Here is a 1,750-nt window from a genome sequence, read left to right on the forward strand (position 1 = left end):
TCGGGCTGCTCGATCCAGTCGAGTGTAAACAGGGTGCGCTCGACGCGGCCGATCTCGCGCAGTGCCAAGGCCAGGCCATTGGCCCGTGGATAGGAGCCGAGCCGTTCCAGCATGATCGATGCACTCACGACGCCGGTGCGGATCGAGGTGCCCAAGCGCAGCACGTCGTCCCAGTGTGCGGCGATCAGGGCCTCGTCGATCCTGCCCGCGACCAGCGGCGCGATATCTGGGCCAGGTTCGATTCCGTTGAACAGGTGAAGCCGGCGCGCGGCGATGTTAGGGATGCGCGGCGCGAACCGGAATCCAAGTAGATGGCATAGCGCAAACACATGGTCGGAAACGCCCCCACCATCGACGTGATGCTCCTCAATGTGCAGATCGGCACCATGATGGAGCAGCCCGTCCAGCACCTGCGCCGCCTCGCTTGCGGATGCGGAGATGACGGTGGAATGAAACGGCGCGTAGCGATCCGAGACATGGCTGTAGAAGGAGACAGCAGGCTCCGCCCCCTTGTGCGGATTGACTGCGCCGGTCGCCTGAGCACGGCGATCAAGCAGGAAGTTCTGACCGTCCGAACTGGACGAGGTCCCGGACCCAAACAGGGCGGCGAGCGGCGCGGTGTGCTGGGCATTGACCAACCGGGCGAGAGCCCTACCGTAGGTTTCCTCGCGTAAATGCCATGAGGCGAGCCAACTGAGTTGGCGTTGGGTCACGAGATCGCAGGCTTCTGCCATGCGCTTATGGCCAAGATTGGTCGCATCGGCGAGCACCGCCGTCAGGATAGCGCGGGGTTCATCGGCAACCCGACCGCTTTGCAGATGCGTGAAGCACTGGCTGAAACCGGTCCATCGATCGACTTCAGCAAGGAGATCGGTGATGCGGATCGCGGGCAGATGGGCGTAGAGCGGCGCAAGGGCGCTATCCGCTTCATCCGGCGTGACCGCCTTCAACGGCGAAATCCGCAGCTTGCCAAGGCTGAGTTGTACGTCTTCCAGCGCGTCCGTCTCCGCCTTCCGCTCGACCTCTGCCAATCTCCGGGCGAGACGGGTACGCCGTTCGTCCAGCCAGGCACTGGCCGTATCGGGTGCCGGGATCGGCAAAGGGCCGGCTGCGCGCATGGTGGCAAATACCGGACTTGGAATAAGCTGTTGCTCGACGGCACGATAGCGTCTGCTTCCCTCGACCCACATGTCGCCGGCACGAAGCCTGTCACGAAGCTCGACTAGGACGCAAAATTCATAAACTCTGCGATCGGGAATGCCGGGGCCGATCGCGCGACGCCAGGCCTGCCGAATGAAGGCAACTGGTGTATCCGGCGGCAGTTTTTTCAGGCGACCTAGATGAAGGTCGCGCATGATAGCGACTGCTCGCGCGAGCGTATGGCAGGCCGGGACCGCTCCGAACGTGAACGAGGCGATGAACAAGGGACCGACCTGTCGGAGAACGGGGTAGTTGGTTGCGGCGACGGTAACGGGATCGACGGCATCGGGGCGGATCAGCTTGCGGGCTTCATCGACTTCACGGCCAAGATCATCCCATCCAACTGCGGCCTCGACCGCGGCGCCGATGTCGCCGCCCGACACCTTGGCAGTGAGCAGGGCATCGCCGAGCCGGGCAAGTAGCCGGATCTTACCGTTGATGTTGCGCCGGTCGCGCTTGAGCGCTGTGTCTGCGCTGTTCTGCTCGCGCCGAAACATCTGACCCAGCAGGCGGTCGAACATCAGCACCGCATCGTCGGTGAGCGTGACGA

Annotated in this window: 1 protein-coding gene; it reads right to left on the reverse strand. The window is 63.5% G+C overall.

Annotation, left to right across the window (positions count from 1 at the left end; genetic code table 11):
• Window positions 1-1,750: Tn3 family transposase (locus BGN95_RS06550; RefSeq protein WP_286772015.1), on the reverse strand; the 1,750-nt coding region annotated here is incomplete at both ends.

Origin of the sequence: Sphingomonas sp. 66-10 (assembly GCF_001897045.1) — a bacterium.
Taxonomy (GTDB): Bacteria; Pseudomonadota; Alphaproteobacteria; order Sphingomonadales; family Sphingomonadaceae; genus Sphingomonas; species Sphingomonas lycopersici.